This is a genomic window from Serratia rhizosphaerae (assembly GCF_009817885.1).
Classification (GTDB): domain Bacteria; phylum Pseudomonadota; class Gammaproteobacteria; order Enterobacterales; family Enterobacteriaceae; genus Serratia_B; species Serratia_B rhizosphaerae.
Genome location: NZ_CP041764.1, coordinates 4,927,891 through 4,952,585 on the forward strand (window position 1 = coordinate 4,927,891; position 24,695 = coordinate 4,952,585).

The following is a 24,695-nucleotide window of genomic DNA, read 5'->3' on the forward strand; positions in this document are numbered from 1 at the left end:
GATGAAGTATAAAACATTAAAATATTTTTCCACGGTGATTGTCTGCGCCGTCGCCATTTGCGCCGGCTGGTGGCTGTGGAATTATTATATGCAGTCTCCCTGGACCCGCGACGGCAAAGTCCGTGCGGAACTGGTCAATATCACTCCGGAAGTCTCAGGCCGGCTGACCAAAATAACCGTACACGATAACCAATATGTTTCCGCCGGCAGCCTGATTTTCAGCCTGGATGCCGAGCCTTACCGCATCGCCCTGGCGCATGCCGAAGCGGCACTCGCCAAGGCGCAGTCCGATCTGGCGAAAGCCGATCATGAAGCCGCGCGCCGCCGCGGACTGCCGCGCGATGTTATTTCCAGCGAAGCGCTGGACGCCGCAAATTTAACCGCCCAGGCAATGAAAGCGGCGTATAAAGCCGCCCAGGCAAATCTTGAACAGGCAAAGTGGAATTTAAGTAAAACGCAAATTTATGCGCCGACGGATGGTTATATCACTAATTTGCAGGCGCGGGTGGGGAACTATGCCCACTCCGGTACCCCGCTGGTGGCGCTGGTCGATGTGCACTCTTTTTATGTGCTCGGTTATTTTGAAGAGACCAAACTCAAGCATATTAAAGAGGGCAACAAAGCGGATATCGTTTTATATAACGGCAATGTGCCTTTACAGGGACAGGTCGAGAGCATCGGGCGCGCTATTTATGACCAAAGCGTCGAAAACGGCGGCGATTTATTAATGGATGTCAAACCAAACGTCCCCTGGGTACGATTGGCACAGCGCGTGCCGGTGCGGATAAAATTGCTTAACGTGCCCGGCGACCTGCCGCTGGTCGCCGGCACCACCTGCACCATTTCGATACATCAGAAAGGTTAATCAATGAATCTGCCGTTTCTGGAATGGAAACGCACGCCATGGGGGCGTGCCACCGGCGGCCAGTGGCGCTATGCGCTGCGTAATTCGTTGGCAATGTGCCTGGCGCTCTGGGTGGCGTTCGCCCTTAATCTGGACGAGCCTTACTGGGCGCTCACCTCGGCGGCGGTGGTCAGTTTCCCCACGGTGGGCGGCGTTATCAGCAAAAGCATCGGCCGGATTATCGGCAGCCTGATCGGCGCGGCGGCGTCGGTCGCCATCGCCGGCCACTGCCTGAACGATCCCTGGCTGTTCACGTTGTTTATCGCCGCCTGGATCGGGCTGTGCACCTATATTTCCAACCACTACCAGAACAATGTCTCCTATGCCTTCGCCCTGTCGGGCTACACCGCCGCCATTATCGCCTTCAGCACGGTCAACGTGACGGACACGCTGGATATTTTCAACCTCGCCCAGGCGCGCGTCTGCGAAGTGATTACCGGTATCCTGTGCGGCGCGCTGATGATGATGATCCTGCCCAGCACCTCTGACGGCGAAACGCTGCTGACCTCGCTGCGCCGCATGCATCTGCGCCTGCTGGAGCACGCCGACATGCTGTGGCGGCCGGAGGTCACACCACAAATCCGCACCTCGCACGAAGGGGTCATCAGCCAGATCCTCACCATGAACCTGCTGCGTATTCAGGCATTCTGGAGCCACTACCGGCTACGCCGACAAAACCATGTGCTCAACTATATGCTGCACCTGCAGCTGCGCCTGACCAGCGTGATTTCCAGCCTGCGGCGCATGCTGCTCAACTGGCCGGATCCGCCGGCCAACCTGGCGCCGGTACTGACACAGCTGCTTGACGAACTGCGCAACGCGCATACCGACAAATACCGGCTGGCGAAAATCCTGCAGCAGATTGCGCCGCGGGATAAGGCGGACTACCGCCACCAGGCTTTCTTCCTGCGGCTGCGCAATTTCTGCTGGCTGTATCTGCAGGCCAACCGCTGGCTGCTGCAGCTGGAAAACGCCACGCCGGTCAGCAGCATTCAGCCCCCGGCGGTCAGCGCGCTGGCGCGCCATACCGACAGTTATGAAGCGGCGTACAACGGGCTGCGCACTTTTTTAAGCATCGTGATCGGCTGCGCCTACTGGATCAACACGCAGTGGGAGGCCGGCAGCGCCGCGCTGACGCTGACCGCCATCAGCTGCGTGCTCTACTCCGCCACGCCGTCGCCGATCAAAAGCATCACCACGCTGTTAAAGGCGCTGGTGCTGCTGTCCGTCGGCTGTTTTGTGGTGAAATTCGGCCTGATGGTGCAAATCGACGATTTCTGGGTATTCTGCGCCTTTCTGTTCCCGGTGCTGGTCACCATGCAGATGTTCAAACTGCAGCACCCGCCCTATGCCGCGCTGTGGGGACAGCTGATCGTCTTTATGGGCTCTTTTCTCACCATCACCAACCCGCCGAGTTACGACTATCAGTCATTCCTCAATGACAATATCGGCAAGATCGTCGGCGTTCTGCTGGCCGGGCTGGCCTTCCAGATCCTGCGCCCCAGCTCGGACAAGCGCAAAAGCCGGCGCATTATCCGCGCCCTGCGGCGCGATTTTATCGACCAGCTGAGTCAAAAGCCGCAGCTGCGCCAAAGCAGGTTCGAATCGCTGATTTACCACCGTATCAGCCAACTGAATCAGAGCCAGGATCAGGAGGCGCGCACTTGGCTGCTGCGCTGGGGGGTGGTACTGCTGAACTGCAGCCATATCGTCTGGCAGCTGCGCGACTGGCAGACGCGCTCCGATCCGCTCTCGGCGGTGCGCGATCGCTGTATTCACTGCCTGCGCGGCATTATGACGGAGAAAGGCGTCCAGCACCGTTCGCTGGATGCGACACTGCAGGAGTTACTACGGATAAGCGATGCGCTGGCGCAGCATCATGAGGCGGCTGCGCGGGAACTGGCCGGGCTGGTGTGGCGGCTGTATTGCTCACTGCAGCAGCTGCGGCAGGCTATCGCTCCGCCGCAGGACAATCGGGCCGCCGTCACGACGGCCCCATCCTGACGTACGGTTATTTGATCACTCCGCAGGCGAAGCGGTCACCGCCGCCGCCCAGCGGTTTCGGCCGATCGGCATGGTTATCGCCGCCGACGTGCACCATCAGCGCCTTGCCTTCAATGTCGCTGATTTTTTTCAGCCGCGGTGCCAGCACCGGATAGCTGGCGGTGCCATCTTCAGCTACGTAGATGGCCGGTAAGTCTCCCAGGTGGCCATCGGCATACGGCCCCAGGTGTTTGCCGGTTTTCTCCGGGTCAAAGTGGCCGCCGGCCGCCAGCGCCGCCACCGCCTTGCCCTCTTTCATCGCCGGCTCGCAGCTGCCGTTCTCATGTACGTGAAAACCGTGGATGCCGGCGGGCAACGCTTTGAGCTGCGGTGTAAACTGCAGCCCGTACGGCGTTTCACTGATGGCGATTTTACCAATATCCTGACCGATGCCCTGCGCGGTCACCAAATGTATATCTACGTCTTCCGTTGCCGCCTGGGCGACGCCGCAGGCCAGCAGACCGATTGCCGCACACCAAAAATGTTTCATAAATCAACCTCTCCATTCACGTCCGTTATCGAACTTTGAGTATAGAAGACGAGCCTCGCCGCACCCGGCGGGGGCGCAATATTGCCTGTCCGGCTCGCATAATTATCCATCTGTGCTAATACTTCTTTACCGCTTGTGGTCAGTCATCTGACCAGTTGTCGTTCGGTTTATCCTGTTTAACTTAATCCCGGCTGCCGAAGATCATCAAGCGAATCAACAATATGACGGCAACCGGCATCAAAAGGAACCGGCTATGGGCATTTTTGATTATCGTGAGACGGACGCCGCGGCGTCCAAAGCGCTGTTTGCCGACGCGATGGCGATCTCCCACTATGCATACCATAACATCGATAACGGCTTTGCCGTCGGCTATCAGAATACCGGCTATGGCCTGGGACTGCCGCTGACTCTGGTTGGCGGTATCCTCGGCAGTACCGACTCGCAGGGCGCGCTGCCCGGCATTCCCTGGAACCCGGATGCGGAAAAGGCCGCGCTGGAGGCGGTCACCGAGGCCGGCTGGACGCGGGTCAATGCGCAGCAGTTGGGCTACCAGGGTAAAACCGACGCCCGCGGCACCTATTTCGGCGAAACCAGGGGTTATGAAACGGCGCAGGCTGAAGTGCTGACGAAATATGACGATGCCGGCAAGCTGACCGAGATCGGCATCGCCTTCCGCGGCACCAGCGGACCGCGCGAATCAATAGTCAGCGACAGTATCGGCGACGTGATTAATGATCTGCTGGCCGGTTTTGGCCCCGTGGGTTATGCCGACCATTACACGCTTAACGCCTTTAATACGCTGCTGGGCGACGTTGCGCGCTTTGCGCAACAAAACGGCCTGACGGGTGAAGACGTGGTGGTCAGCGGCCACAGCCTGGGCGGCATGGCCGTCAACAGTATGGCCAGCATGAGCGATGCGCACTGGGACGGTTTCTACGCGAACGCCAACTATGTGGCGTTCGCCTCACCTACCCAGCATCAGAGCGACGATCGGGTGCTGAATATCGGTTACGAAAACGACCCGGTGTTCCGCGCCCTCGACGGTAGTGCGCTGACCGCCGGTTCGCTGGGGGTGCATGACGGCGTGAAAGAGAATGCCACCAATAATATCGTCAATTTTAACGATCACTACGCCTCCGCCGCCTGGAACGCGCTGCCGTTTTCCATCCTGAATATTCCCACCTGGCTGTCGCACCTGCCCAGCGCCTATCAGGACGGTCTGACGCGCGTGCTGGACTCGGCGTTTTACGATCTTACCGGGCAAAACTCGACGGTGATCGTCACCAATCTGTCCAACGTCACCCGCAGCTCGACCTGGGTGGAAGATCTCAACCGCAATGCCGAGACGCACAGCGGACCGACCTTTATCATCGGCAGCGACGGCAATGATCTCATCAAAGGCGATCAGGGCAACGATTACCTCGAAGGACGCGCCGGCGATGATACCTTCCGCGACGGCGGCGGCTATAACTGGATCCTCGGCGGTGACGGCCGCAATACGCTGGATATCCAGCAACCGCTGCAGGATCGCGAAGTGGCGTACGACGGGGTAAACCTGTATCTGCGCGACGCCGACGGCGGGATTACCCTTGCCGAGAATATCTCTACGCTGCGCAGCAAAGAGTCGCAGCTCGTCGTGCTGAATAAAAACGTCGATCATCAGGTCACCGCCGATGGCCTGCTCTCTGCATCGGGGCTGACTGCTTACGCCGACTCGCTCAACGGCGGCGACGGCGGCGACAGCCTGACGGCAACGCAGGCCGGCGGCTGGCTGTTCGGGCTGGAAAGCGACGATACGCTGAACGGCCAGCTCGGCAACCATACGTTTGTCGGCGGAGCCGGCAACGACCAACTGCAGGCCGGCGGCGGCGGCAATACGTTTCTGTTCAGCGGCAGCTTCGGCCACGATCGGCTGGAGGGGTTGCAGACAAGCGATAAGCTGGTGTTTATCGGCGCCGGCAGCCAGGTCGAATACCATGAAGCGGATAACAATCTGACTATCGGGCTGGGCGACAGCAGCGTGACGCTGGTCGGCGTCAGCCCGCAGTCGCTGCAGGATGGCCAGCTGATTGTGGCCTGATTAATGCGCCGGCCGACAGTGGCCGGCGCACGCCGTCAGGGAACGTCATACCCCAGCGCCGCCTTGCGGATGCGGAACCACTGCTCGCGGCTCATCGTCAGCTCCAGCGCCCGCAACGCCGATGTGACGCGTTCAATTTTGCCTGAGCCAATAATCGGCAGCGGCGCGGACGGCAGACGCATCACCCAGGCGTAAACCACCTGTTCAATCGTGTCGGCGCCGATCTCCTGCGCCACACTGTGCAGTTCGTTGCGCAACGGCTGGCTCTCCGCGCCGCTGAACAGCCGCCCGCCCCCCAGACAGGACCAAGCCATCGGCTTGATGCGCAACTGCTGACACTGGTCGAGCGTGCCGTCCAGCAGCGCCGGCTGATGCAGCGGCGAGATCTCGACCTGATTGGTGACCAGCGAAAACGGCAGACGGGACTGCAGCAGCGTAAACTGCGCCGGGGTAAAGTTAGACACGCCAAAGTGGCGCACCTTACCGCTTTTGTGCAGATCGACAAAGGCTTCGGCCACCTCGTCGGCGTCCATCAGCGGATCGGGACGGTGGATCAGCAGCAGATCGAGATAGTCGGTATGCAGCTTTTGCAGCGAATGCTCGGCGCTGCTGACGATATGACTGCGGTCGGTGATGTAATGTCCGATCGGGTTGCCCGGCTTGGCGGTGGTGGCAATGCCGCATTTGCTCACCAGCTCCAGCCGCTGACGCAGCGCCGGCTGCAGCCGCAGCGCGTCACCAAATGCCTGCTCGCACGCATAGCCGCCATAGATATCCGCGTGGTCGGCGGTGGTGATCCCCAGCTCAAGGTGTTGCTCGATAAACCCCAGCAGCTGTTGCGGCGACATGCCCCACTCCATCAGCCGCCAGTAACCGCAGACCATACGGGAAAATTCCGGTCCCTGCGGCGCCAGTTGAATACGATGACCCATGTTCAAACCTCATAACGGTGTTTTCCCCAGCATACACAAGCCGGCGACGCAGGGAAACGCAGCGCGCGGCGGCCCGTGCGCAGGATCGGAAAATTCATGGGAAAAGTGCTCAGAATAGCGAAGGCTGATCGGGGTTTTGTTCTTCCGCCGCCTTATTGGCGCGCTGCAGACGCAGCAGCCGCTGGCGGCACAGGCGCAGCACGTCGCGCTTTTGCGCATCGCTCATGTTCATCCAGCCGAAGCGCTCCTCGCGGCTGCGCAGGCAGCCACGGCAGTATCCGCGTTCGTCGGCCTGGCAAATGCCGCGACACGGGCTGGGAATGTCGAAGAATTCAAGTTGCTGCGGCACACCACCTCCTGACTCTACCGTTAATTGAAGACGTCATCGGCGTTGATGGCAAGCGACTTTTCCGCCAGACGGCGAAAATAATCGCGTAGATAGCGCAGCGCCTGGCGGGTTTTCTCCGGCATTGCGCGTTCCAGCGTCAGCGCATGCAGCCGCAGCGGCGTCGGCCGCCAGGCGGGCAACAGCGCAATCAGCTCGCCGCGCCGCAGTTCATCGCCAATCTCATACAGCGGCTGACCGGAGATGCCGAGCCCCATACGGGTAAAGGCGCGCATCACGTGCATACTGTCGCTGACGATCTGGCCCTGCGCCTGCCGCAGCCTGAAGGTCTCCCCCGAGGCATGGTGCAAATCCAGCGGAAAAGCGGCGTTGTTGCCGCTGATCCAGCGGTGCTGCTGCAGCGCCTGCGGCGTTTCCGGCACGCCGTGCTGGCTCAGATAGCGCGGCGCAGCGCACAATACCATCGGCCACTCGCTCAGAGCGTGCGCGATCATCGAGGTGTCCGCCAACTGCCGGCTGACCCGCAGCGAGATATCCACCCGCTGTTCTATCATATCCACCACCCGGTCATCCGCCAGCACGCGCAGCATCAGCTGCGGATGCGCCTGCAACAGCGGCGCCAGCGCCTCGGCCAGCGGCCCGCCGCCGATACCGACGGTGGTGGCGATGCGCAACTCCCCCACCAGCGTATCCCGCAGTTCCGCCAGCCGCTGCTGCGCCTGTTGCGCCTGCTGCAGCATGGCCTCGCAGCCGGGATAAAACGCCGCGCCGGCCTCGGTCAGCGCCAGTTTGCGCGTGGAGCGGTGCAGCAGCGGCACGCCAAGCGAACTTTCCAGCGCGCGCAGGTGCTGGCTGACCGCCGATGACGACATACCCAGCCGCCGTGCCGCCGCCGCCAGCGATCCTTCGGCCACCACCACGGCAAACACCGCCATTCGATTGAGTTTATCCATCACTATAAAGTTTTACTTAATAAAGAAAGCATCAATATGGCACTAATCAAATCTATTGTTAAGATCTAGAGTATCTGCATCACGCCGGGGCACGCCCTCGGCCCCACGGTTGCCTTATCACTTATCAGGAGCAAGCAGATGAAAATTGCCATTATTGGAGCCACCGGTTTTGTAGGCCGTCGCGTAGTGGATGAAGCCCTGTCGCGCGGACTGGACGTCACCGCCATCGCCCGGCAGAAAAAAGATTTACCGGACAACGCCCGTCTGCATATCGCACTCGGCGACGTGGCCGATACCGACTGGCTGACTACGCAGCTGCGCGGGCAGGATGCGGTGATCAGCGCCTTTAACCCCGGCTGGGGGGAAGAGAATCTGTATGACAAAACCGTGGCCGGTATGCAGAAGATCCTCAACGCGGTGGACACCGCCGGCGTCACGCGCTTTCTGGTGGTCGGCGGCGCCGGCAGCCTGCAGGTTGCGCCCGGCGTAGAACTGGTCGATACACCGGAGTTCCCGGAAAATATTCGCCCCGGCGCCCGCGCGGTGCGTGATTTGCGCAACCAGCTGTTGCAGAACCACAGCCTGGAGTGGACCTATCTGTCTCCGGCCGCCATGCTGGAGCCGGGCAAACGCACCGGTCAATTCCGCCTCGGCACCACCAGCCTGCTGATGGACGGCGATGCGCCGGCGCATATTTCGGTGGAAGACCTGGCGGTGGCCATCGTCGACGAAATCGAAAAACCGCAGTTTATCCGGGCGCAGTTCACCGCCGCCTACTGATATCGCCAGCCCCGGCCGCCCTGCGCGGCCGGTTCGCCGCTAAGGTTATCTTAAGTTTCACCCGCTAAATTTCCCCGCATTACCTTCTACAGGATGACAATGCGGCAATGCGGTTACCTTCAACATTCTCCTGCAGCAGTCTGGGCTTTATTCTCGCCTGTGCGCTGTTTTTTACCCTGTTCCAAAACGCGCTGTTTTTGCATACGGCGTGGTCATTTATCCGTTTCGACCATGTCAGCAACCTGCTGTTTGCCGCCAGCATGCCGGTGGTGATCTTCTGCGCGCTGAATATCATTTTCAGCCTACTCACCGTGCCCTACCTGCGTAAGCCATTAATGATTTTTTTCCTGCTGGGCAGCGCTGCGGCCAACTATTTTATGTACAGCTATGGCGTGGTGATCGACGGCGATATGATGCAAAGTGCCGTTGAAACCAACGCGCAGGAGATCGGCGCGCTGCTGACGCCGCAGATGGGGCTGTGGCTGCTGCTGCTTGGCGTGCTGCCGGCAGCGGCGGTATCTATCGTCAGGATTCGCCAGACCCGCCCATGGTGGTACCCCCTCGGCCTGCGCGCCGCCAATATGATGCTGTCACTGGTGGTGATTCTGCTGATCGCCGCGTTATTCTATAAAGACTACGCGTCGCTGATTCGTAACAACAAAAGCGTGGTGAACATGCTGACGCCGTCGAATTTTATCGCCGGCGCCGTCAAGCTCGCCGAACAGCGTGAACTTACCCGCCACCTGCCGCTGGTGAAAATCGGTGAGGATGCTCATAAGGGGCCGCTAATCCGCGCCGAGCAGAAAAAGACGCTGGTGATCCTGGTGGTCGGCGAAACCGCGCGCGCGGAAAACTTCTCGCTGGGCGGCTACGGGCGCGTCACCAACCCGCACCTGCAACAGGACAGCGTGATCTATTTTAAAAACGCCGCCTCCTGCGGTACCGAAACCGCGGTATCGGTACCCTGTATGTTTTCGAATATGACGCGCAGCAGGTATAACGCCACTCTGGCCGAGCATCAGGAGGGACTGATGGACGTTTTGGCCCATGCCGGAGTCAACGTGCTGTGGCGCGATAACGATAACGGCTGTAAAGGCGCCTGTGACCGGATCCCTCACGTCGATATAACCAAACTGCAACTGCCGCAGGATTGTGAAGGTGACGTCTGTATGGACAGTGTGCTGCTGTATCGCCTGCGGGACTATATTGATAGCCTGAAAGACGACGGCGTGATTGTGCTGCACCAGATGGGCAGCCACGGTCCGGCCTATTATCGCCGCAGCACGCCTGAGTTCCGCCGTTTTACCCCGACCTGCGACAGCAATCAGATCCAGGACTGCAGCCACCAGCAACTGGTCAACACCTATGACAATTCGCTGCTGTACAGCGACGCCATGCTCGACAGCACCATCAAACTGCTGCAGCAGTACAGCGACCGTTTCAATACCGCGCTGGTATACCTGTCGGATCACGGCGAGTCGCTGGGGGAAAACGGTATGTACCTGCACGGCACGCCGTATCTGTTCGCACCGAGCCAACAGACGCACGTACCGTTCCTGATGTGGATATCGGCAAACTATCAGCGCAGCTTCGGCATTAACCGCCAGTGCCTGCAAAATATCGCGCAGCGGGATGCCGTCTCGCAGGATAATCTGTTCCATACCCTGCTTGGCATGCTGAACGTGCAGACCCGACAGTATCAGCCTCAATTGGATATTCTGCAGCGCTGCCGCAGCGACAGCGCTTAACTTCCCTGCGCCGCTGAGGCACAATACTCACCATCATGGCCGGCGCCTCAGCGTCGGTTTTTTTCTTTCCCTCTTGATCTAGACCAACTGGTCTATTATGCTCACCCTCATGACGACGAAACATACGCATTGCAACACAGATACACGCGAACACCTGCTCGCCACCGGCGAGTCACTCAGCCTGCGCCTGGGGTTTACCGGCATGGGGCTGAGCGAACTGCTGGCTACCGCCGGGGTGCCCAAGGGCTCGTTTTATCACTACTTCCGCTCGAAGGAAGCCTTCGGCGAAGCCATGCTGCAACGCTATTTCGCGCATTATGACGTCGCCATGCTGGCGTTGTTCAACGACAGCGGCAGCGATGCCCGCCACCAGTTGCTGAGCTATTATGCGCAGGCCATCAGTTTTCACTGCCGCAGCGAATGTCACAATTCGTGCCTGGCGGTAAAACTGTCCGCCGAAGTCAGCGATCTGTCGGAACCGATGCGTCATGCGCTGGAAACCGGCAGCGCGCAGGTGATCGGCCGGTTGCAGGACGCGATTGAACGCGGTATCCGCGAAGGGTCGCTGGCGATAACCATGAGTCCGGCGGCCACCGCCGAAACGCTGTACGCGCTGTGGCTCGGCGCTTCACTGCGCGCCAAAATTCGTCGTTCGGTTGCGCCGCTCACCAGCGCGCTGGAAAGTATTGAACTGCTGCTGCGCCCTGCGCAGCCTTAAGCCCCTCCCCTGGGATGCCAAGATCCGACATCACAGGGGTTTTATTTAACGTATTACTAGTCGACCGGTCTATTCAGGATAGGATGCTTTATGAAAATTGAAAAACTGTTTACCCCGCTGAAGGTTGGCGCCGCCACATTGCCCAACCGCGTATTTATGGCGCCGCTGACGCGCCTGCGCAGCATTGAACCGGGCGATATCCCGACGCCGCTGATGACAGAGTACTACGCCCAGCGCGCCAGCGCCGGTTTGCTGATCACCGAAGCGACGCAAATTTCCTTCCAGGCTAAGGGTTACGCCGGCGCGCCGGGGCTGCATACGCCGGAACAAATTGCCGCGTGGAAAGAAATCACCCGGGCGGTGCATGAGAAAAACGGCCATATCGCCGTACAGCTGTGGCACGTAGGCCGCATCTCTCATACTAGCCTGCAGCCGGGCCAGCAGGCGCCGGTCGCCCCGTCCGCCATCAACGCCGACACCCGCACCACCGTGCGCGATGAAACCGGCGCCTGGGTACGTGTGCCGACCTCTACGCCGCGCGCGTTGGAAACGGCGGAAATTCCCGGCATCATCAATGATTTCCGCCAGGCAACCGCCAATGCGCGCGAAGCCGGCTTTGATTACATTGAGCTGCACGCCGCGCACGGCTACCTGCTGCACCAATTTATGTCGCCGGCTTCCAACCAGCGCAGCGACCAGTATGGCGGCAGCATCGAAAACCGCACGCGTCTGACGCTGGAAGTAGTCGACGCCAGCATTCAGGAATGGGGCGCCGAGCACGTCGGTATCCGTATTTCACCGCTCGGCCCGTTCAACGGCCTGGATAACGGTGAAGATCAGGAAGAAGCGGCGCTGTACCTGGTGGAAGAGCTGAATAAGCGCAACATCGCGTTCCTGCATATTTCCGAACCGGACTGGGCCGGCGGCAAGCCTTACTCTGACGCCTTCCGCGATGCGGTGCGCGCGCGCTTTAGCGGCGTTATCGTCGGCGCCGGCGCCTATACGGCGGAAAAGGCCGAAACGCTGATCGAAAAAGGCTATATCGACGCCGTGGCCTTTGGCCGCAGCTATATTGCCAACCCGGATCTGGTCGAACGTCTGCAGCAAGGCGCAGAGCTCAACGAACCGCAGCCGGAAAGCTTCTACGGCGGCGGCGCGCAGGGCTATACCGACTACCCGTTCCTGGTGAAGTAACCCCCGCGTTTACGCTACGGGCCGGCCCTGCGCCGGCCTTTGGTGTTTTATTGGCCGGTGCGGATTTTGTTACGCCGTCACCTAAAGGCATCCGCCGCTGCGCCATTTGAATTCCCTTCTGCGACAACGCTATACTGAACGACGTTTCAATAACTCAGCCGTTAACGACGGCAAACACCTGCAATTAGAGGAAATTATGCGCCTACTCCATACCATGCTCCGCGTCGGTGACCTGCAACGCTCTATCGACTTCTACACCAAGGTATTAGGCATGCGCTTGCTGCGTACCAGTGAAAACCCGGAATATAAATACTCGCTGGCATTCGTTGGCTATACCGAAGAGAGCGAAGGTGCAGTCATTGAACTGACCTATAACTGGGGCGTTGACAGCTACGAGATGGGCAGCGCCTTCGGCCATCTGGCGCTGGGCGTCGACGACGTCGCCGCCACCTGCGACGCCATCCGTCAGGCCGGCGGCAACGTCACCCGCGAAGCCGGCCCGGTCAAAGGCGGCACCACGGTGATCGCGTTTGTGGAAGATCCGGACGGCTATAAAATCGAGCTGATCGAGAATAAACACGCCGGCCACGGCCTCGGCAACTAAGTTTCCGTCGGGCGCGTTCTGCGCCCGTTTTATTATCCGCATGATAACCGCCTGCACGCCGCGGCAAAATTTGCCATAATGCGCGCTGCATTCGATGAAGATAAGAAACTGATGGCCGATAAAAGTGATCTTAACGCCCTGAGTGGTCGTTTTCGTGGGTTTTATCCCGTAGTAATAGATGTAGAAACCGCCGGCTTTAACGCCCAGAGCGACGCGCTGCTGGAAATTGCCGCCGTTACGCTGAAAATGGATGAGGACGGCTGGCTGCAGCAGGATGAAACGCTGCATTTCCACGTTGAGCCTTTTGAGGGCGCGAATCTGCAACCGGAAGCCCTGGCATTTAACGGCATCGATCCGCACAATCCGCTGCGCGGCGCGGTGAGTGAATATGACGCGCTGCACGCCATTTTCAAGGCGGTGCGCAAAGGCCTGAAAGAGCAAGGCTGCAACCGGGCGATTATCGTGGCGCACAACGCCAACTTCGACCACAGTTTCCTGATGGCGGCCGCAGAACGCGCCGGCCTGAAGCGCAATCCTTTCCACCCGTTCGCCACCTTTGACACCGCCGCGCTCAGCGGTCTGGTGCTGGGGCAAACCGTGCTGGCCAAAGCCTGCATCGCCGCCGGCATGACCTTCGACAGCAGCCAGGCGCACTCCGCGCTGTACGATACCGAGCAGACCGCCCTGCTGTTCTGTGAACTGGTTAACCGCTGGAAACGACTCGGCGGCTGGCCGCTGGCGATCGACGCCGCCGGCGACGACGAGTAATACAAAAAATGGGCGCAGCGGTATACACCGACTGCGCCCATTATCCTTTCGCTGAAAACCGTCGTTACGACTGCTGGTCTTCCTGCTTGTACTTTTCCGCCGTCTCTTTGATCAGCGACTGCAGTTCGCCGCGCTGATACATTTCGATGATGATATCGCAACCGCCGACCAGTTCACCGTCAACCCACAGCTGTGGGAACGTCGGCCAGTTGGCGTATTTCGGCAGCTCGGCACGAATGTCCGGGTTCTGCAGAATATCCACGTAGGCAAAACGCTCGCCACAGGCGGACAGCGCCTGTACGGCCTGCGCGGAGAAGCCGCAGTTCGGCAGCTTCGGTGAGCCTTTCATGTACAGCAGAATCGGGTTTTCTGCGATTTGTTGCTGAATTCTTTCAATCGTCGTCATCATTGCTTCCTCAAGCCATCGGATGGCTACAACATGCGTTACACCGGGCTATTGTAGCGGCTGCGGCCGTTGCAAAAAAACGCCATCTTTTGCAAGGGCATTCCGCCCGCCGAACCAGCGGCGCCGGCAACGCCCCTACGCGCTAAACATGCTCTCAGAATAACATTTTTAATCTGACCATTTCACTAATATATTTTGCAGCAGCGCCTGCTGCAAAATATTAACCTGCGCGGTCAATACGGCGTTTTTTTCTCCGCCCGGCGATTAAATTTCAGCCAGGTGAAATCTTATTAACGTTTTCTCACAATATGGATTACGCTTTATTAAGTTCCGCGCTGTTTTATATCGCGGATTTGGGGAATACTGTGTTTAATTCAATCTCTGACTCGGGACCAAGGTTGGTAACGTCGACATGCGTCTAATAGTTACGCTTTTTGTGCTGCTGTTTACCCAGCTGTTCTTCAATCTGGCGCACGCTGCGCCACAGTCGCGCGTTGCCGCTGAGCCGCGTAAAAGCCACGTCAGCGATGCGCGCCCGGACGAGCGTCGAAAAAAGAAAACGCTGAAGAGCAGTAAAAAAGCCCGCACCGCCACGGCGCCAAAAACCACCAAGGTAAAAGCGCATAAAAGCACGACGATTAAAACCGCCAAAAAAACGACCCGCATTAAATCTACGCGTAAAGTGACGCACCTGGCGAAGAATAAAGTCACCCCGCCGAAGAAAGGTTATAAAAAAGGCTATGGCCGTCACCGCACCCACGGCCTGGCGACCAGCAAACTGCTGAGCGACGATAAACCGCTCAAGCTCAGCGCGGCGCATAAAAAGCGCTATCAGCGGGCGAAGCAAACCGCAATGACCAAGCTGATGAATCAAATGGGCAAGCCCTATCGCTGGGGTGGCGCCTCGCCGCGTACCGGCTTTGACTGCAGCGGTTTAATTTATTACGCCTATAAAGACGTGATGAAAATTAAAATGCCGCGCACGGCGAATGAGATGTATCACCTGCGTGACGCCGCGCCGATTAAGAAAAGCGAATTGCAAAAAGGCGACCTGGTATTCTTCCGCATTAATAACCGCGGCGTGGCCGACCACGTTGGCGTTTACCTCGGCGACGGCAAGTTTATTCAGTCGCCGCGTACCGGCAAAGATATCCGCATCAGTCAGCTGGACAATAACTACTGGCAAAACCATTACATCGGCGCCCGCCGCGTGATGACGCCGAAAACCGTTCGCTAATCCCCGCATGGCTGAGCCCGCCTCAGCCATGCCCCCCCGTTCCCGCCATTGCCGACGCTTTAAGCAGTTGAACGCTTCGCACGTTTTAAACCTTCCCTTCCCTTTGAAAGTGGTTAGAATTAATAACCTTAAAAAAAACATAACAACTCGATGCCCGAATATGCCCTAAATATGCTGTATGACGGGTATAAATAGCGCGGCTTCGTCTGGGGAACCACCCGAACGATCGCATCCCACAGGCGGCCATGGGCATTTTAGCGCTGTATCAATAAGGAGAAAGCAATGTCGTTTGAATTACCTGCATTACCGTACGCAAAAGACGCTCTCGAACCGCACATTTCCGCTGAAACGCTGGAATACCACTACGGCAAGCACCACAATACCTACGTGGTGAACCTGAACAACCTGGTGAAAGGCAGCGAGTTCGAAGGTAAAACCCTGGAAGAGATCGTGAAAACCTCGACCGGCGGCGTATTCAACAACGCGGCGCAGGTGTGGAACCACACCTTCTACTGGCACTGCCTGTCGCCTCAGGGCGGCGGCGAGCCAACCGGCGCGGTGGCGGATGCCATCAATCAGGCTTTCGGCTCTTTCGCCGCGTTTAAAGAAGCGTTCACCAAATCCGCTGTCGGCAACTTCGGCGCAGGCTGGACCTGGCTGGTGAAAAAAGCAGACGGTTCACTGGCGATCGTCAACACCTCCAACGCGGCTACCCCGCTGACCGGTGAAGACAAACCGCTGCTGACCGTGGACGTGTGGGAACACGCTTACTACATTGATTACCGCAATGCGCGTCCTAACTACCTGGAAAACTTCTGGGCGTTGGTAAACTGGGCGTTCGTGGCGGAAAATCTGGCATAAGCGCCGGTTAACCCGCAAACAGAAAAGGCGCAGTAATTACTGCGCCTTTTTATATTTCGCAGAACAATCAGTTCAGCGCAGCGGTAAAGCTAAAGGCGATAATCATCACCAACGCACATACGGTGGTGAACAATGACAATTTCAACTCGGTTTCCATCAGAAACTCCCTTATCTGTTTCGCGACGCCAGCATAAAGCCCCCAGCGTTAATGGGTCAAATGATTTTCCCACAGTTCACGGCCATTCCCCATTGATTTTGCGCAACGCCCGATCGTGTTGCGGCAAAAAAGAGGCCAATATAAAAATATTGCCCGCATTCCTGGCGGATAATACCGATTTCCTCTTCCACTTTTGCGCAATATACGCCAAAATTCGCAGTTCACTGCTGCGTACCGGCCAATAAGCCCCTCCAAACCAAGCAAGCGGCTTACGACTTCCAAACTAAAAACTACGTTTTCGAGATTTTGGAGAAGGATCTGCGCAGGCAAACGATTAACAACATGCTTACATACTGCAAACATGTGAGTTCAGGAGTCATCTTTACATGGCAACGATTAAAGATGTGGCCAAACGCGCGGGCGTTTCCACCACCACCGTTTCGCACGTCATCAATAAGACCCGTTTCGTCGCCGAAGAGACTAAAGCGGCGGTCTGGGCCGCCATTAAAGAGCTGCACTATTCACCCAGCGCGGTTGCGCGCAGCCTGAAGGTCAACCACACCAAATCCATCGGCCTGCTGGCGACCTCCAGCGAAGCCCCCTATTTTGCCGAAGTGATTGAGGCCGTGGAAAACAGCTGCTACAGCAAAGGCTACACCCTGATTCTGTGCAACTCGCACAACAATCTGGACAAGCAGCGCGCCTATCTGGCAATGCTGGCGCAAAAGCGCGTCGATGGCCTGCTGGTAATGTGTTCCGAATACCCCGATCAGCTGCTCGGCATGCTGGAAGACCACCGTAATATTCCGATGGTGGTGATGGACTGGGGCGTGGCGCGCAGCGACTTTACCGACACCATTATCGATAACGCCTTCGAAGGCGGCTATCTGGCGGGCCGCTATCTGATCGAGCGCGGCCACCGTGAGATCGGCGCCATTCCAGGCCAGCTGTCGCGCAACACCGGCGGCGGCCGCCATCAGGGTTTCCTGAAGGCCCTGCAGGAGGCCAATGTCGAGTTGCGCAACGAGTGGATCGTCCAGGGCGACTTCGAGCCGGAGTCCGGCTATAAGGCAATGCACCAGATCCTGTCGCAAAAGCACCGCCCGACGGCGGTGTTCTGCGGCGGCGATATTATGGCGATGGGCGCCATTTGCGCCGCGGACGAGCTGGGCCTGCGCGTACCGCAGGATATTTCGGTGATCGGCTATGATAACGTGCGCAACGCGCGCTACTTCACCCCGGCCCTGACCACGGTGCACCAGCCGAAAGAGCGCCTGGGCGAAATGGCCTTCACCATGCTGCTGGACCGCATTATCAGCAAGCGCGAGGAGTCGCAGGTGATCGAAGTCCATCCTAAACTGATCGAACGGCGCTCCGTGGCCGACGGTCCCTTTATCGATTACCGCCGCTAATTGCGACCGGCCGGTGCGCCTACTCCTCTGCCGGCCCCGCTTCCTCTTCTTCGCTCAGCCACTCATGATTCAGCGTCTCGCTGTCCCCCAGATAATCCAGCAGCCAGGCGATGGCCGGCGACTGATTAGGTTGCTGCCAGGTCAAACAGCAGGCGCTGGGCGGAAACGGTTCGTGCAGCTGCAGCACCGCCAGCTCGCCGCGCGCCACCAGCGGCAACACCCTGTGCGCCGGCGCCATGCCGACGCATAAACCGCCACGCAGGCAATCCACCGCCGACACCCAGTCCGGCACCACCAGGCGGCGCTGGTTGTCCAGCGACCAGGTCACTCGCTTGGGCAGATTGCGCGACGTATCCTCCAGCAACAGCGCCGGATAGGGACGCAGCTGTTCATCACTGAGCGCGCCGTTCAGCCCGGCCAGCGGATGATCGGCGCTGACCACGCACAGCCAGTTCATAAAGCCCATATCGCGAAAGGCGAACCCGCCGCCGGCGGGCACTGCGCGCGTGGCGCCGATGGCCATTTCGGCGCGGCCATCCACCAGCGCATCCCATACGCCGTTGAACACTTCCGGCTGCAGCAGCAGTTCAACGTCCGGGAAATGACGATAGAAATCCAGTACCAGCTGTCGGCAGCGCTGCGGCTTAACAATCAGATCGACGGCGATCTTCACCTGCCCGCGCCAGCCGTTGGCGACCTGCTGGCACTGACGGCGCGTGTCGAGCATTTTTTTGATGACAGCGCGTGACTCCTGGACAAACAGCGCCCCCGCCGGCGTCAGCATGACGTCGCGATGGCGCCGCTCAAACAGCGGCACCGCCAGCCACTGCTCCAACTGGCGCACGGTATAGCTGACCGCGGAAGGAACGCGGTGCAGCTCCTGCGCCGCCGCGCTGAAACTGCCGGTACGCGCCACGGCGTCGACCACATCCAGTGAATATTCAGACCACATACGTTTGCCTGCAAAAATTTTCAAACCAGTATGCAAATATTACCGTTTCACAACCAGAGATCCAGCCGGATACACTGCGCGGCGTGAAAACCTGCATCACAAATAACGACTGAGAACCACTATGCGAAACTTTGGATTTATGTTTTATCTGGCCGGCCTGAGTATGCTCGGCTTTCTGGCCACGGATATGTACCTGCCGGCCTTCGGCATGATGCAGAAAGATCTGCAGATTTCTCCCGGCGCCATTAGCGCCAGCCTGAGCATCTTCCTGGCTGGCTTTGCCTTTGCGCAACTGCTGTGGGGGCCCTTGTCCGACAAACTGGGACGCAAACCGGTGCTGCTGATTGGCCTGGCGCTGTTTGGGCTGGGTTGCCTCGGCATGATGTGGGCGGACAACGCGCTGCAACTGTGGACGCTGCGCTTTATACAGGCGGTCGGCGTCTGCGCCGCCGCCGTGACCTGGCAGGCCATCGTGATCGACCGCTACCCGGGCAGCCGCGCCAACCAGGTGTTTGCCACCATTATGCCGTTGGTCGCTCTCTCACCGGCGCTGGCGCCGCTGGTCGGCGCCTGGCTGCTGAACCACCTGAACTGGCGCGCGATCTTCGCCGTGCTGCTGGCCATTACGCTGCTGCTGCTGTTGCCGACGCTGCTGCTGCGCGACAAGCCGCGTCCGCGAACCGATGAAGGCGCGGTGCCAGGCATCGGTTTCCTGCAGTTGCTGAAGTCGCCGCTGTACAGCGGCAACGTGCTGGTGTACGCCGCCTGCTCAGCCGGTTTCTTCGCCTGGCTGACCGGCTCGCCGTTTATTCTGGGCAATATGGGCTACAGCCCGAACGATATCGGCCTGAGCTATGTGCCGCAGACGCTGGCGTTTCTGCTCGGGGGGTTCGGCTGCCGCGCCGCATTAAGCCGCACGAACGGCAATACGCTGCTGCCGTGGCTACTCCTCATATACGCCGTCAGCATGGTGGCGCTGTATCTGGTCGCCACGCTGACCACGCCGACGCTGACCACACTGCTGATCCCATTCTGCCTGATGGCGCTGGTTAACGGCGCCACCTACCCGATCGTGGTGGCGAATGCGCTGACGCCGTTCCCGGAAAGCACCGGTAAAGCGGCGGCGCTGCAGAACACCCTGCAGCTGGGCCTGTGTTTTGTCGCCAGTATGCTGGTCTCCACCTATATCACCCAGCCGCTGCTGGCGACGGTGACGGTGATGGTCGCCACGGTGGCGCTGGCCGCCGCCGGCTATCTGCTGCAGCGCGGCAACGGTGTACGACGGCAAGACGCCGAACGACGCCAGCATGCTAACTCTGCGTCATAATTACCAGTAATAATATTCACTTAAATGACATGTCTGCCGAGCACGATTTACGGTTGAGTAAGCGTCTCGGCAGGCCTATACTCAAAAAAGCGCTAAAAATAACATAGCAACATCTCGTATTAACCCGTGGCGTTTCGTGGTCGCCAATGGCGTCACTTTTTTATTTTATTGATGAGTTTACCCTGCCAGTCGGTACGGGCTTCTCTTTGAATTTTCCTCTGTTCATGTCGGATATCGGACGCCGCGGGTGCAATCTTCCGCAGGTATACGTATGTGCCTACCAAAATTGGCTAAGCTTTTTCTGGTAGCCATAAGTCAGAAGAAAGGTGATGGAGAAACTAAATGAGTTCATCGTGTTTAGAAGATCTGAGCATCCAGGACAACCAATGGTATCGTATCGCCCATGAAATGCTCAGCATGGCCGATATAGAAATAAACGGCACCCGACCTTTCGATATTCAGGTAAAGAACCCCGAATTTTTTAAACGCGTGCTGCAGGAAGGCTCTCTTGGGCTAGGTGAAAGTTATATGGACGGCTGGTGGGAGTGCGAGCGGCTGGACTGTTTTTTTCATCGCGTGCTGGCCTCCGGCCTGGAAAGGAAACTCCCCCACCATTTTAAAGATACGCTGCGCATTGCCGCCGCGCGTTTAACCAATCTGCAGTCGAAGAAGCGCGCATGGATCGTGGGGAAGGAGCATTACGATCTCGGTAATGACTTATTTACCCTGATGCTGGATCCTTATATGCAATATTCCTGCGGCTACTGGAAAAGCGCCGAGACGCTGGAACAGGCGCAGGAAAATAAATTGCGCATGATCTGCGACAAGCTACAATTACAGCCGGGTATGCGCCTGCTGGATATTGGCTGCGGCTGGGGCGGGCTGTCAGCATTTGCGGCAAAAAATTACGGTGTCTCGGTGGTGGGCGTGACCATCTCCGCCGAACAGCAGAAGCTGGCGCAGGCGCGCTGCGCCGGGCTGGACGTCGATATTCAACTGCAGGATTACCGCGATCTGCATCAGCAATTTGACCGCATCGTCTCGGTCGGCATGTTTGAACACGTCGGGCCGAAAAACTACCGCACCTATTTCGACGTGGTGGAGCGCAATTTAAAACCCGACGGTTTATTCCTGCTGCACACCATCGGTTCAAACAGAACCGATATGAATGTCGATCCGTGGATCAATAAATATATCTTCCCGAACGGCTGCCTGCCCTCGGTAGCGCATATTGCCCAGACCAGCGAAGGCCATTTCGTGATGGAAGACTGGCATAATTTCGGCGCCGACTACGATCGCACCCTGATGGCCTGGTATGAACGTTTTCAACAGGCGTGGCCGCAGCTGGCCGAACGCTATTCCGAGCGTTTCGAACGGATGTTCAGTTACTACCTCAACGCCTGTGCCGGCGCCTTCCGCTCGCGCGATATTCAGCTGTGGCAGGTGCTGTTCAGCCCGAAAGGGGTTGAAGGCGGCATACGCGTGCCGCGTTGAGTTTCATGCGTTCGCAATAAAAAAACCCCGGCATCCAGTCCCGGGGTTTTTATTATCTGACCACGATCAGCCGCAGTAAACGCGCGTGATTTTATCGTCCCGATCGCCGAGGAAGTTCAGGCGGGTCAGGTTGAAATCCATGGTGACCGCTGCATTATAAGGAATGGTGCGCACCTGACGGGCGTCAATCTGCACGCCGTCCAGCGAAGAGAGCGGCTTGCCCACGTAGTTTTGATACTGCGACGCGCCGCAGGTGTCATCCGCATCGACCGACGACGCAGTCGCGCCGTTTTCTGACGTACTGCTACAGGCAGCCAGCGTCATCAGCGCCGCCAACATCAACGTTTTCCGATAAAACTTCACGTTTAGCTCCTCTTTTTTGCGTTCAAACAGATCGTGCCCGTTCAGGGTTTCGGCGTCGGATCCGCAATCTGCGCCGTCGCCGCTTCACGGCTGGCCAATACGCGCTCGACGGTATCCACTACCGCCTGCGTTTGCGGATCGATTTCAATATTGACCTTGTCGCCCAGACGTTTTTTACCCAGCGTCGTGCGCTCCAGCGTTTCCGGGATCAGATGCACGCAGAAACGGTTGTTCACCACTTCGCCGATGGTCAGGCTGATGCCGTCAATGCCGACAAACCCCTTGTGCAGCACATACTTCATCAGGTCGGCATTCGGCATACGCAGCCAGACCTGACGGTTGTTTTCCGAGGTGAAGATCTTGGCAATTTCCGCGGTGCAGATAATATGGCCGGACATCAGATGGCCGCCAATTTCATCGTTAAATTTCGCCGCTCTTTCCACATTGACTTTATCGCCGACCGTCAGACTGCCCAGATTGGTCAACCGCAGAGTCTCTTTAATCAGGTCGAAACTGACGCGGTTGCCCTCTACCGCCGTGACGGTCAGGCAGCAGCCGTTATGCGCCACCGACGCGCCCAGCTCCAGACCGGGCAGTAGCTCATCGGGCATGTCAATCACGTGGGTACGGAAATTAGGTTTTTCTTCTATTGCAACCAGCGGCGCAATGCCTTGTACGATACCGGTAAACATGAATGCCTCTTTCAGAAAATAGATATACAGCGCTGGTAGGCAGTGTGCCCCAGATGGCGGAGAAAACCAAACCCGCAGCGGTAAAAAATCGCTGGCTGCGCACGAAATAGACCTGCCGCACCGCCGTTAACGGCGACTGTGCACTAAACTGCGCCAGTGGCTTAAATAAGTCCGAGCGGTTACACTACGCCGGTAATCATTCCGCGATTAAATTGCTGTCCATTCGTGACAGTCGTTCTTTCATTGCTTAATACTCAAGAAGGTGTATGCGTGCAGAAGTACTTTATTGAAGCGCGTAGTTTATTAGCCCTCGCTATTCCGGTCATTATCGCGCAAATCGCCCAGACGGCGATGGGCGTGGTGGATACCATTATGGCGGGTGCGTACAGCGCCACGGATATGGCTGCGGTTGCAGTCGGCACATCTATCTGGCTACCGGCTATTCTGTTCGGCCACGGCCTGCTATTGGCGTTAACGCCGGTTATCGCCCAGCTTAACGGCTCCGGCCGTCGCGACCGCATCGCGCATCAAATCAGTCAGGGCTTCTGGCTGGCGAGCGGCGTCTCCGTGCTGATTATCGCCGTGCTGTATAACAGCAAATATATGATCGACATGATGCACAATGTCGATCCGCAACTGGCGGAAAAGGCCGTCGGCTACCTGCATGCCATTATGTGGGGCGCGCCGGGCTATTTATTCTTCCAGGTTATGCGAAACCAGTGTGAAGGGTTATCTAAAACCAAGCCGGGGATGGTGATTGGCTTTATCGGCCTGCTGGTAAATATTCCCATTAACTATATTTTCATTTACGGCAAATTCGGTATGCCGGAACTGGGCGGCGTCGGCTGCGGCGTTGCTACCGGCAGCGTCTATTGGGTGATGTTCCTGCTGATGCGCTGGTACGTGCGCCGCGCGCCGTCGCAGCGCGATATCAAACCGGAGCGCGCCTGGTCGCCGGTCGACTGGGCCACGCTGCGACGCCTGGCCGGCCTCGGCCTGCCGGTCGCCCTGGCGCTGTTCTTCGAAGTGACGCTGTTCGCCGTGGTGGCGCTGCTGGTGTCGCCGCTCGGTATCGTCGCCGTCGCCGGGCACCAGATCGCCCTGAACTTCAGCTCGCTGATGTTCGTGCTGCCGCTGTCGCTCGGCGTCGGCTCCACCATCCGCGTCGGCCACCGGCTGGGGGAAAGTAACGTCGACGGCGCGCGCGTCGCGGCCTACAGCGCCATCGGCGTCGGCATCGCCATGGCCTGCGGCACCGCGCTGTTTACCGCCCTGCTGCGCGAGCCGATCGCGCTGCTGTATAACGACACGCCGGCGGTGGTCGCCATGGCCTCCCACCTGATGCTGCTGGCCGCTGTCTACCAGATTTCAGACTCTATTCAGGTAATCGGCAGCGGCGTGCTGCGCGGCTACAAAGATACGCGTTCGATCTTCTTCATCACCTTTATCGCCTATTGGGTGCTGGGGCTGCCGAGCGGTTATCTGCTGGCGCTGACCGACTACATCGTGCCGGCGATGGGGCCGAGCGGTTTCTGGATCGGCTTTATTATCGGCCTGACCTTCGCCGCCATCATGATGGTGCTGCGCATGCGCTGGCTGCAGCGTCAGCCCGCCGCGCTGATTTTGCAGCGTTCCACCCGCTGATTTTTCCGCCGGCTCCCCGCGGGCCGGCGACTTCCCACGCTGAATTTGCGGAAAAAACCGCCTCACTGCGCATAAGCGCAGCAGTCGCGCGAAATAGCGGATAAAATTACGTTTTTCCCCTTGCCAGCAGGCAGGTTGCTCGTTAATATTCGTCCCCGCTGTCAGCCATGACAGACAGGAAAATGATGCGTCCGTAGCTCAGTTGGTTAGAGCACCACCTTGACATGGTGGGGGTCGGTGGTTCGAGTCCACTCGGACGCACCAAATTCCTACAGCAGTTCAGTGCGTCCGTAGCTCAGTTGGTTAGAGCACCACCTTGACATGGTGGGGGTCGGTGGTTCGAGTCCACTCGGACGCACCAAATTACTGCAGCAGCCCAGTGCGTCCGTAGCTCAGTTGGTTAGAGCACCACCTTGACATGGTGGGGGTCGGTGGTTCGAGTCCACTCGGACGCACCATCTCATAGCAGCCCGCAATAGCCTTCCCTGCAAAAATACCTTTTAAATAGCCACTCTCTTTTGGCCGTACGGCACCGGTTCGGATCTGGCGCACGCCGCCCTCTCGTTTTTATCCGTTCTAAAACACTGTTG

At 58.4% G+C, this 24,695-nt stretch carries 24 protein-coding genes and 3 tRNA genes; 18 read left to right on the forward strand and 9 right to left on the reverse strand.

Going from position 1 to position 24,695, the window contains the following annotated elements; genetic code table 11:
• The first annotated feature begins 1 nt into the window (after position 1).
• Both FO014_RS22970 and FO014_RS22975 read left to right on the forward strand, forming a co-directional pair.
• Positions 2 to 865 carry an efflux RND transporter periplasmic adaptor subunit gene (locus FO014_RS22970; protein WP_160031214.1) on the forward strand — a complete coding sequence of 288 codons (864 nt, stop codon included), beginning with the start codon at positions 2 to 4 and terminating at the stop codon, positions 863 to 865.
• A 3-nt stretch (positions 866 to 868) separates the two neighbouring features.
• Entirely contained in the window at positions 869 to 2,908 is a 2,040-nt protein-coding gene (locus FO014_RS22975; RefSeq protein WP_160031215.1) for an FUSC family protein, read from the forward strand.
• Positions 2,909 to 2,915: 7 nt separating this feature from the next.
• On the opposite strand, the gene sodC is transcribed toward FO014_RS22975, so the two are convergent.
• Entirely contained in the window at positions 2,916 to 3,437 is a 522-nt protein-coding gene (sodC, locus tag FO014_RS22980; RefSeq protein ID WP_160031216.1) for a superoxide dismutase family protein, read from the reverse strand.
• A gap of 253 nt (positions 3,438 to 3,690) precedes the next feature.
• Here sodC and FO014_RS22985 point away from each other — a divergent pair, with 253 nt between their 5' ends.
• On the forward strand, positions 3,691 to 5,517 hold the full coding sequence (locus FO014_RS22985) for a polyurethane esterase (RefSeq protein ID WP_160031217.1): 1,827 nt from the start codon (positions 3,691 to 3,693) through the stop codon (positions 5,515 to 5,517).
• Between the two features lie 35 nt (positions 5,518 to 5,552).
• Here the strand turns inward: FO014_RS22985 and FO014_RS22990 are convergent, their stop codons facing one another.
• From FO014_RS22990 to FO014_RS23000, 3 genes are all read right to left on the reverse strand, one after another.
• Entirely contained in the window at positions 5,553 to 6,449 is an 897-nt protein-coding gene (locus FO014_RS22990; protein ID WP_111737168.1) for an aldo/keto reductase, read from the reverse strand.
• Positions 6,450 to 6,558: 109 nt separating this feature from the next.
• The gene (locus FO014_RS22995) at positions 6,559 to 6,798 is read right to left on the reverse strand and encodes a DUF1289 domain-containing protein (protein WP_105230999.1); all 240 of its coding nucleotides are present in this window, start codon (positions 6,796 to 6,798) and stop codon (positions 6,559 to 6,561) included.
• A 20-nt stretch (positions 6,799 to 6,818) separates the two neighbouring features.
• On the reverse strand, positions 6,819 to 7,748 hold the full coding sequence (locus tag FO014_RS23000) for a LysR substrate-binding domain-containing protein (RefSeq protein WP_201282892.1): 930 nt from the start codon (positions 7,746 to 7,748) through the stop codon (positions 6,819 to 6,821).
• Positions 7,749 to 7,886: 138 nt separating this feature from the next.
• Here FO014_RS23000 and FO014_RS23005 point away from each other — a divergent pair, with 138 nt between their 5' ends.
• The 6 genes from FO014_RS23005 (at position 7,887) to rnt (ending at position 13,560) form a co-directional block, all read left to right on the forward strand.
• Complete coding sequence (locus tag FO014_RS23005) at positions 7,887 to 8,528, forward strand: NAD(P)-dependent oxidoreductase (protein WP_160031218.1); 642 nt, start codon at positions 7,887 to 7,889, stop codon at positions 8,526 to 8,528.
• Positions 8,529 to 8,635: 107 nt separating this feature from the next.
• Positions 8,636 to 10,276, forward strand: a complete 1,641-nt coding sequence (gene eptA, locus FO014_RS23010) for a phosphoethanolamine transferase EptA (protein WP_160031219.1) — start codon at positions 8,636 to 8,638, stop codon at positions 10,274 to 10,276.
• A gap of 97 nt (positions 10,277 to 10,373) precedes the next feature.
• Positions 10,374 to 10,994 carry a TetR/AcrR family transcriptional regulator gene (locus FO014_RS23015; RefSeq protein ID WP_160031220.1) on the forward strand — a complete coding sequence of 207 codons (621 nt, stop codon included), beginning with the start codon at positions 10,374 to 10,376 and terminating at the stop codon, positions 10,992 to 10,994.
• Positions 10,995 to 11,084: 90 nt separating this feature from the next.
• The gene (gene nemA, locus FO014_RS23020) at positions 11,085 to 12,188 is read left to right on the forward strand and encodes an alkene reductase (RefSeq protein WP_160031221.1); all 1,104 of its coding nucleotides are present in this window, start codon (positions 11,085 to 11,087) and stop codon (positions 12,186 to 12,188) included.
• Positions 12,189 to 12,384: 196 nt separating this feature from the next.
• On the forward strand, positions 12,385 to 12,792 hold the full coding sequence (gloA, locus tag FO014_RS23025) for a lactoylglutathione lyase (protein ID WP_105230993.1): 408 nt from the start codon (positions 12,385 to 12,387) through the stop codon (positions 12,790 to 12,792).
• A gap of 78 nt (positions 12,793 to 12,870) precedes the next feature.
• Positions 12,871 to 13,560 (forward strand): ribonuclease T, encoded by a 690-nt coding sequence (gene rnt / locus FO014_RS23030; RefSeq protein WP_111737171.1) that lies wholly within the window; start codon positions 12,871 to 12,873, stop codon positions 13,558 to 13,560.
• A gap of 64 nt (positions 13,561 to 13,624) precedes the next feature.
• Here rnt and FO014_RS23035 read toward each other — a convergent pair whose 3' ends face one another.
• Complete coding sequence (locus FO014_RS23035; RefSeq protein ID WP_105230991.1) at positions 13,625 to 13,969, reverse strand: Grx4 family monothiol glutaredoxin; 345 nt, start codon at positions 13,967 to 13,969, stop codon at positions 13,625 to 13,627.
• Between the two features lie 409 nt (positions 13,970 to 14,378).
• Between FO014_RS23035 and FO014_RS23040 the strand changes: the two genes are divergently transcribed.
• Together FO014_RS23040 and sodB are read left to right on the forward strand one after the other, a co-directional pair.
• The gene (locus FO014_RS23040; RefSeq protein WP_105230990.1) at positions 14,379 to 15,203 is read left to right on the forward strand and encodes a C40 family peptidase; all 825 of its coding nucleotides are present in this window, start codon (positions 14,379 to 14,381) and stop codon (positions 15,201 to 15,203) included.
• Between the two features lie 282 nt (positions 15,204 to 15,485).
• Entirely contained in the window at positions 15,486 to 16,064 is a 579-nt protein-coding gene (sodB, locus tag FO014_RS23045) for a superoxide dismutase [Fe] (RefSeq protein WP_105230989.1), read from the forward strand.
• Positions 16,065 to 16,131: 67 nt separating this feature from the next.
• On the opposite strand, the gene cydH is transcribed toward sodB, so the two are convergent.
• The gene (cydH, locus tag FO014_RS23050) at positions 16,132 to 16,221 is read right to left on the reverse strand and encodes a cytochrome bd-I oxidase subunit CydH (RefSeq protein ID WP_105230988.1); all 90 of its coding nucleotides are present in this window, start codon (positions 16,219 to 16,221) and stop codon (positions 16,132 to 16,134) included.
• Between the two features lie 386 nt (positions 16,222 to 16,607).
• Between cydH and purR the strand changes: the two genes are divergently transcribed.
• Positions 16,608 to 17,633 carry an HTH-type transcriptional repressor PurR gene (gene purR, locus FO014_RS23055; RefSeq protein ID WP_105230987.1) on the forward strand — a complete coding sequence of 342 codons (1,026 nt, stop codon included), beginning with the start codon at positions 16,608 to 16,610 and terminating at the stop codon, positions 17,631 to 17,633.
• Positions 17,634 to 17,652: 19 nt separating this feature from the next.
• On the opposite strand, the gene punR is transcribed toward purR, so the two are convergent.
• Positions 17,653 to 18,585 carry a DNA-binding transcriptional activator PunR gene (punR, locus tag FO014_RS23060; RefSeq protein WP_160031222.1) on the reverse strand — a complete coding sequence of 311 codons (933 nt, stop codon included), beginning with the start codon at positions 18,583 to 18,585 and terminating at the stop codon, positions 17,653 to 17,655.
• Positions 18,586 to 18,706: 121 nt separating this feature from the next.
• On the opposite strand from punR, the gene punC reads away from it, so the two are divergent.
• On the forward strand, positions 18,707 to 19,912 hold the full coding sequence (gene punC / locus FO014_RS23065; protein WP_160031223.1) for a purine nucleoside transporter PunC: 1,206 nt from the start codon (positions 18,707 to 18,709) through the stop codon (positions 19,910 to 19,912).
• Between the two features lie 342 nt (positions 19,913 to 20,254).
• A complete protein-coding gene (cfa, locus tag FO014_RS23070) occupies positions 20,255 to 21,406 on the forward strand; it encodes a cyclopropane fatty acyl phospholipid synthase (RefSeq protein WP_160031224.1) in 1,152 nt (383 codons plus the stop codon).
• 66 nt (positions 21,407 to 21,472) lie between these two features.
• Here the strand turns inward: cfa and FO014_RS23075 are convergent, their stop codons facing one another.
• Positions 21,473 to 21,769 carry an I78 family peptidase inhibitor gene (locus tag FO014_RS23075; protein WP_015672170.1) on the reverse strand — a complete coding sequence of 99 codons (297 nt, stop codon included), beginning with the start codon at positions 21,767 to 21,769 and terminating at the stop codon, positions 21,473 to 21,475.
• Between the two features lie 41 nt (positions 21,770 to 21,810).
• Positions 21,811 to 22,461, reverse strand: coding sequence for a riboflavin synthase subunit alpha (locus FO014_RS23080; protein WP_160031225.1), 651 nt, complete (start codon positions 22,459 to 22,461; stop codon positions 21,811 to 21,813).
• Between the two features lie 270 nt (positions 22,462 to 22,731).
• Here FO014_RS23080 and FO014_RS23085 point away from each other — a divergent pair, with 270 nt between their 5' ends.
• The 4 genes from FO014_RS23085 (at position 22,732) to FO014_RS23100 (ending at position 24,563) form a co-directional block, all read left to right on the forward strand.
• A complete protein-coding gene (locus FO014_RS23085; protein ID WP_160031226.1) occupies positions 22,732 to 24,105 on the forward strand; it encodes an MATE family efflux transporter in 1,374 nt (457 codons plus the stop codon).
• A gap of 187 nt (positions 24,106 to 24,292) precedes the next feature.
• Positions 24,293 to 24,369: transfer RNA gene (locus FO014_RS23090), tRNA-Val, on the forward strand.
• A gap of 20 nt (positions 24,370 to 24,389) precedes the next feature.
• Positions 24,390 to 24,466, forward strand: a tRNA-Val gene (locus FO014_RS23095).
• A gap of 20 nt (positions 24,467 to 24,486) precedes the next feature.
• Positions 24,487 to 24,563: transfer RNA gene (locus tag FO014_RS23100), tRNA-Val, on the forward strand.
• Positions 24,564 to 24,695: the final 132 nt, after the last annotated feature.

What these genes read in the sequence shown, in the direction of transcription:
- purR (WP_105230987.1), top strand. Translation starts at nt 16,608, where the DNA reads ATGGCAACGATTAAAGATGTGGCCAAACGCGCGGGCGTTTCCACCACC.
- nemA (WP_160031221.1), top strand. Translation starts at nt 11,085, where the DNA reads ATGAAAATTGAAAAACTGTTTACCCCGCTGAAGGTTGGCGCCGCCACA.
- rnt (WP_111737171.1), top strand. Translation starts at nt 12,871, where the DNA reads ATGCGCGCTGCATTCGATGAAGATAAGAAACTGATGGCCGATAAAAGT.
- FO014_RS22970 (WP_160031214.1), top strand. Translation starts at nt 2, where the DNA reads ATGAAGTATAAAACATTAAAATATTTTTCCACGGTGATTGTCTGCGCC.
- FO014_RS22985 (WP_160031217.1), top strand. Translation starts at nt 3,691, where the DNA reads ATGGGCATTTTTGATTATCGTGAGACGGACGCCGCGGCGTCCAAAGCG.
- FO014_RS23040 (WP_105230990.1), top strand. Translation starts at nt 14,379, where the DNA reads ATGCGTCTAATAGTTACGCTTTTTGTGCTGCTGTTTACCCAGCTGTTC.
- FO014_RS23000 (WP_201282892.1), bottom strand. Translation starts at nt 7,748, where the DNA reads ATGGATAAACTCAATCGAATGGCGGTGTTTGCCGTGGTGGTGGCCGAA.
- gloA (WP_105230993.1), top strand. Translation starts at nt 12,385, where the DNA reads ATGCGCCTACTCCATACCATGCTCCGCGTCGGTGACCTGCAACGCTCT.
- cydH (WP_105230988.1), bottom strand. Translation starts at nt 16,221, where the DNA reads ATGGAAACCGAGTTGAAATTGTCATTGTTCACCACCGTATGTGCGTTG.
- sodC (WP_160031216.1), bottom strand. Translation starts at nt 3,437, where the DNA reads ATGAAACATTTTTGGTGTGCGGCAATCGGTCTGCTGGCCTGCGGCGTC.
- FO014_RS22975 (WP_160031215.1), top strand. Translation starts at nt 869, where the DNA reads ATGAATCTGCCGTTTCTGGAATGGAAACGCACGCCATGGGGGCGTGCC.
- cfa (WP_160031224.1), top strand. Translation starts at nt 20,255, where the DNA reads ATGAGTTCATCGTGTTTAGAAGATCTGAGCATCCAGGACAACCAATGG.
- punC (WP_160031223.1), top strand. Translation starts at nt 18,707, where the DNA reads ATGCGAAACTTTGGATTTATGTTTTATCTGGCCGGCCTGAGTATGCTC.
- FO014_RS23035 (WP_105230991.1), bottom strand. Translation starts at nt 13,969, where the DNA reads ATGATGACGACGATTGAAAGAATTCAGCAACAAATCGCAGAAAACCCG.
- sodB (WP_105230989.1), top strand. Translation starts at nt 15,486, where the DNA reads ATGTCGTTTGAATTACCTGCATTACCGTACGCAAAAGACGCTCTCGAA.
- FO014_RS22990 (WP_111737168.1), bottom strand. Translation starts at nt 6,449, where the DNA reads ATGGGTCATCGTATTCAACTGGCGCCGCAGGGACCGGAATTTTCCCGT.
- punR (WP_160031222.1), bottom strand. Translation starts at nt 18,585, where the DNA reads ATGTGGTCTGAATATTCACTGGATGTGGTCGACGCCGTGGCGCGTACC.
- eptA (WP_160031219.1), top strand. Translation starts at nt 8,636, where the DNA reads ATGCGGTTACCTTCAACATTCTCCTGCAGCAGTCTGGGCTTTATTCTC.
- FO014_RS23080 (WP_160031225.1), bottom strand. Translation starts at nt 22,461, where the DNA reads ATGTTTACCGGTATCGTACAAGGCATTGCGCCGCTGGTTGCAATAGAA.
- FO014_RS23015 (WP_160031220.1), top strand. Translation starts at nt 10,374, where the DNA reads ATGCTCACCCTCATGACGACGAAACATACGCATTGCAACACAGATACA.
- FO014_RS23005 (WP_160031218.1), top strand. Translation starts at nt 7,887, where the DNA reads ATGAAAATTGCCATTATTGGAGCCACCGGTTTTGTAGGCCGTCGCGTA.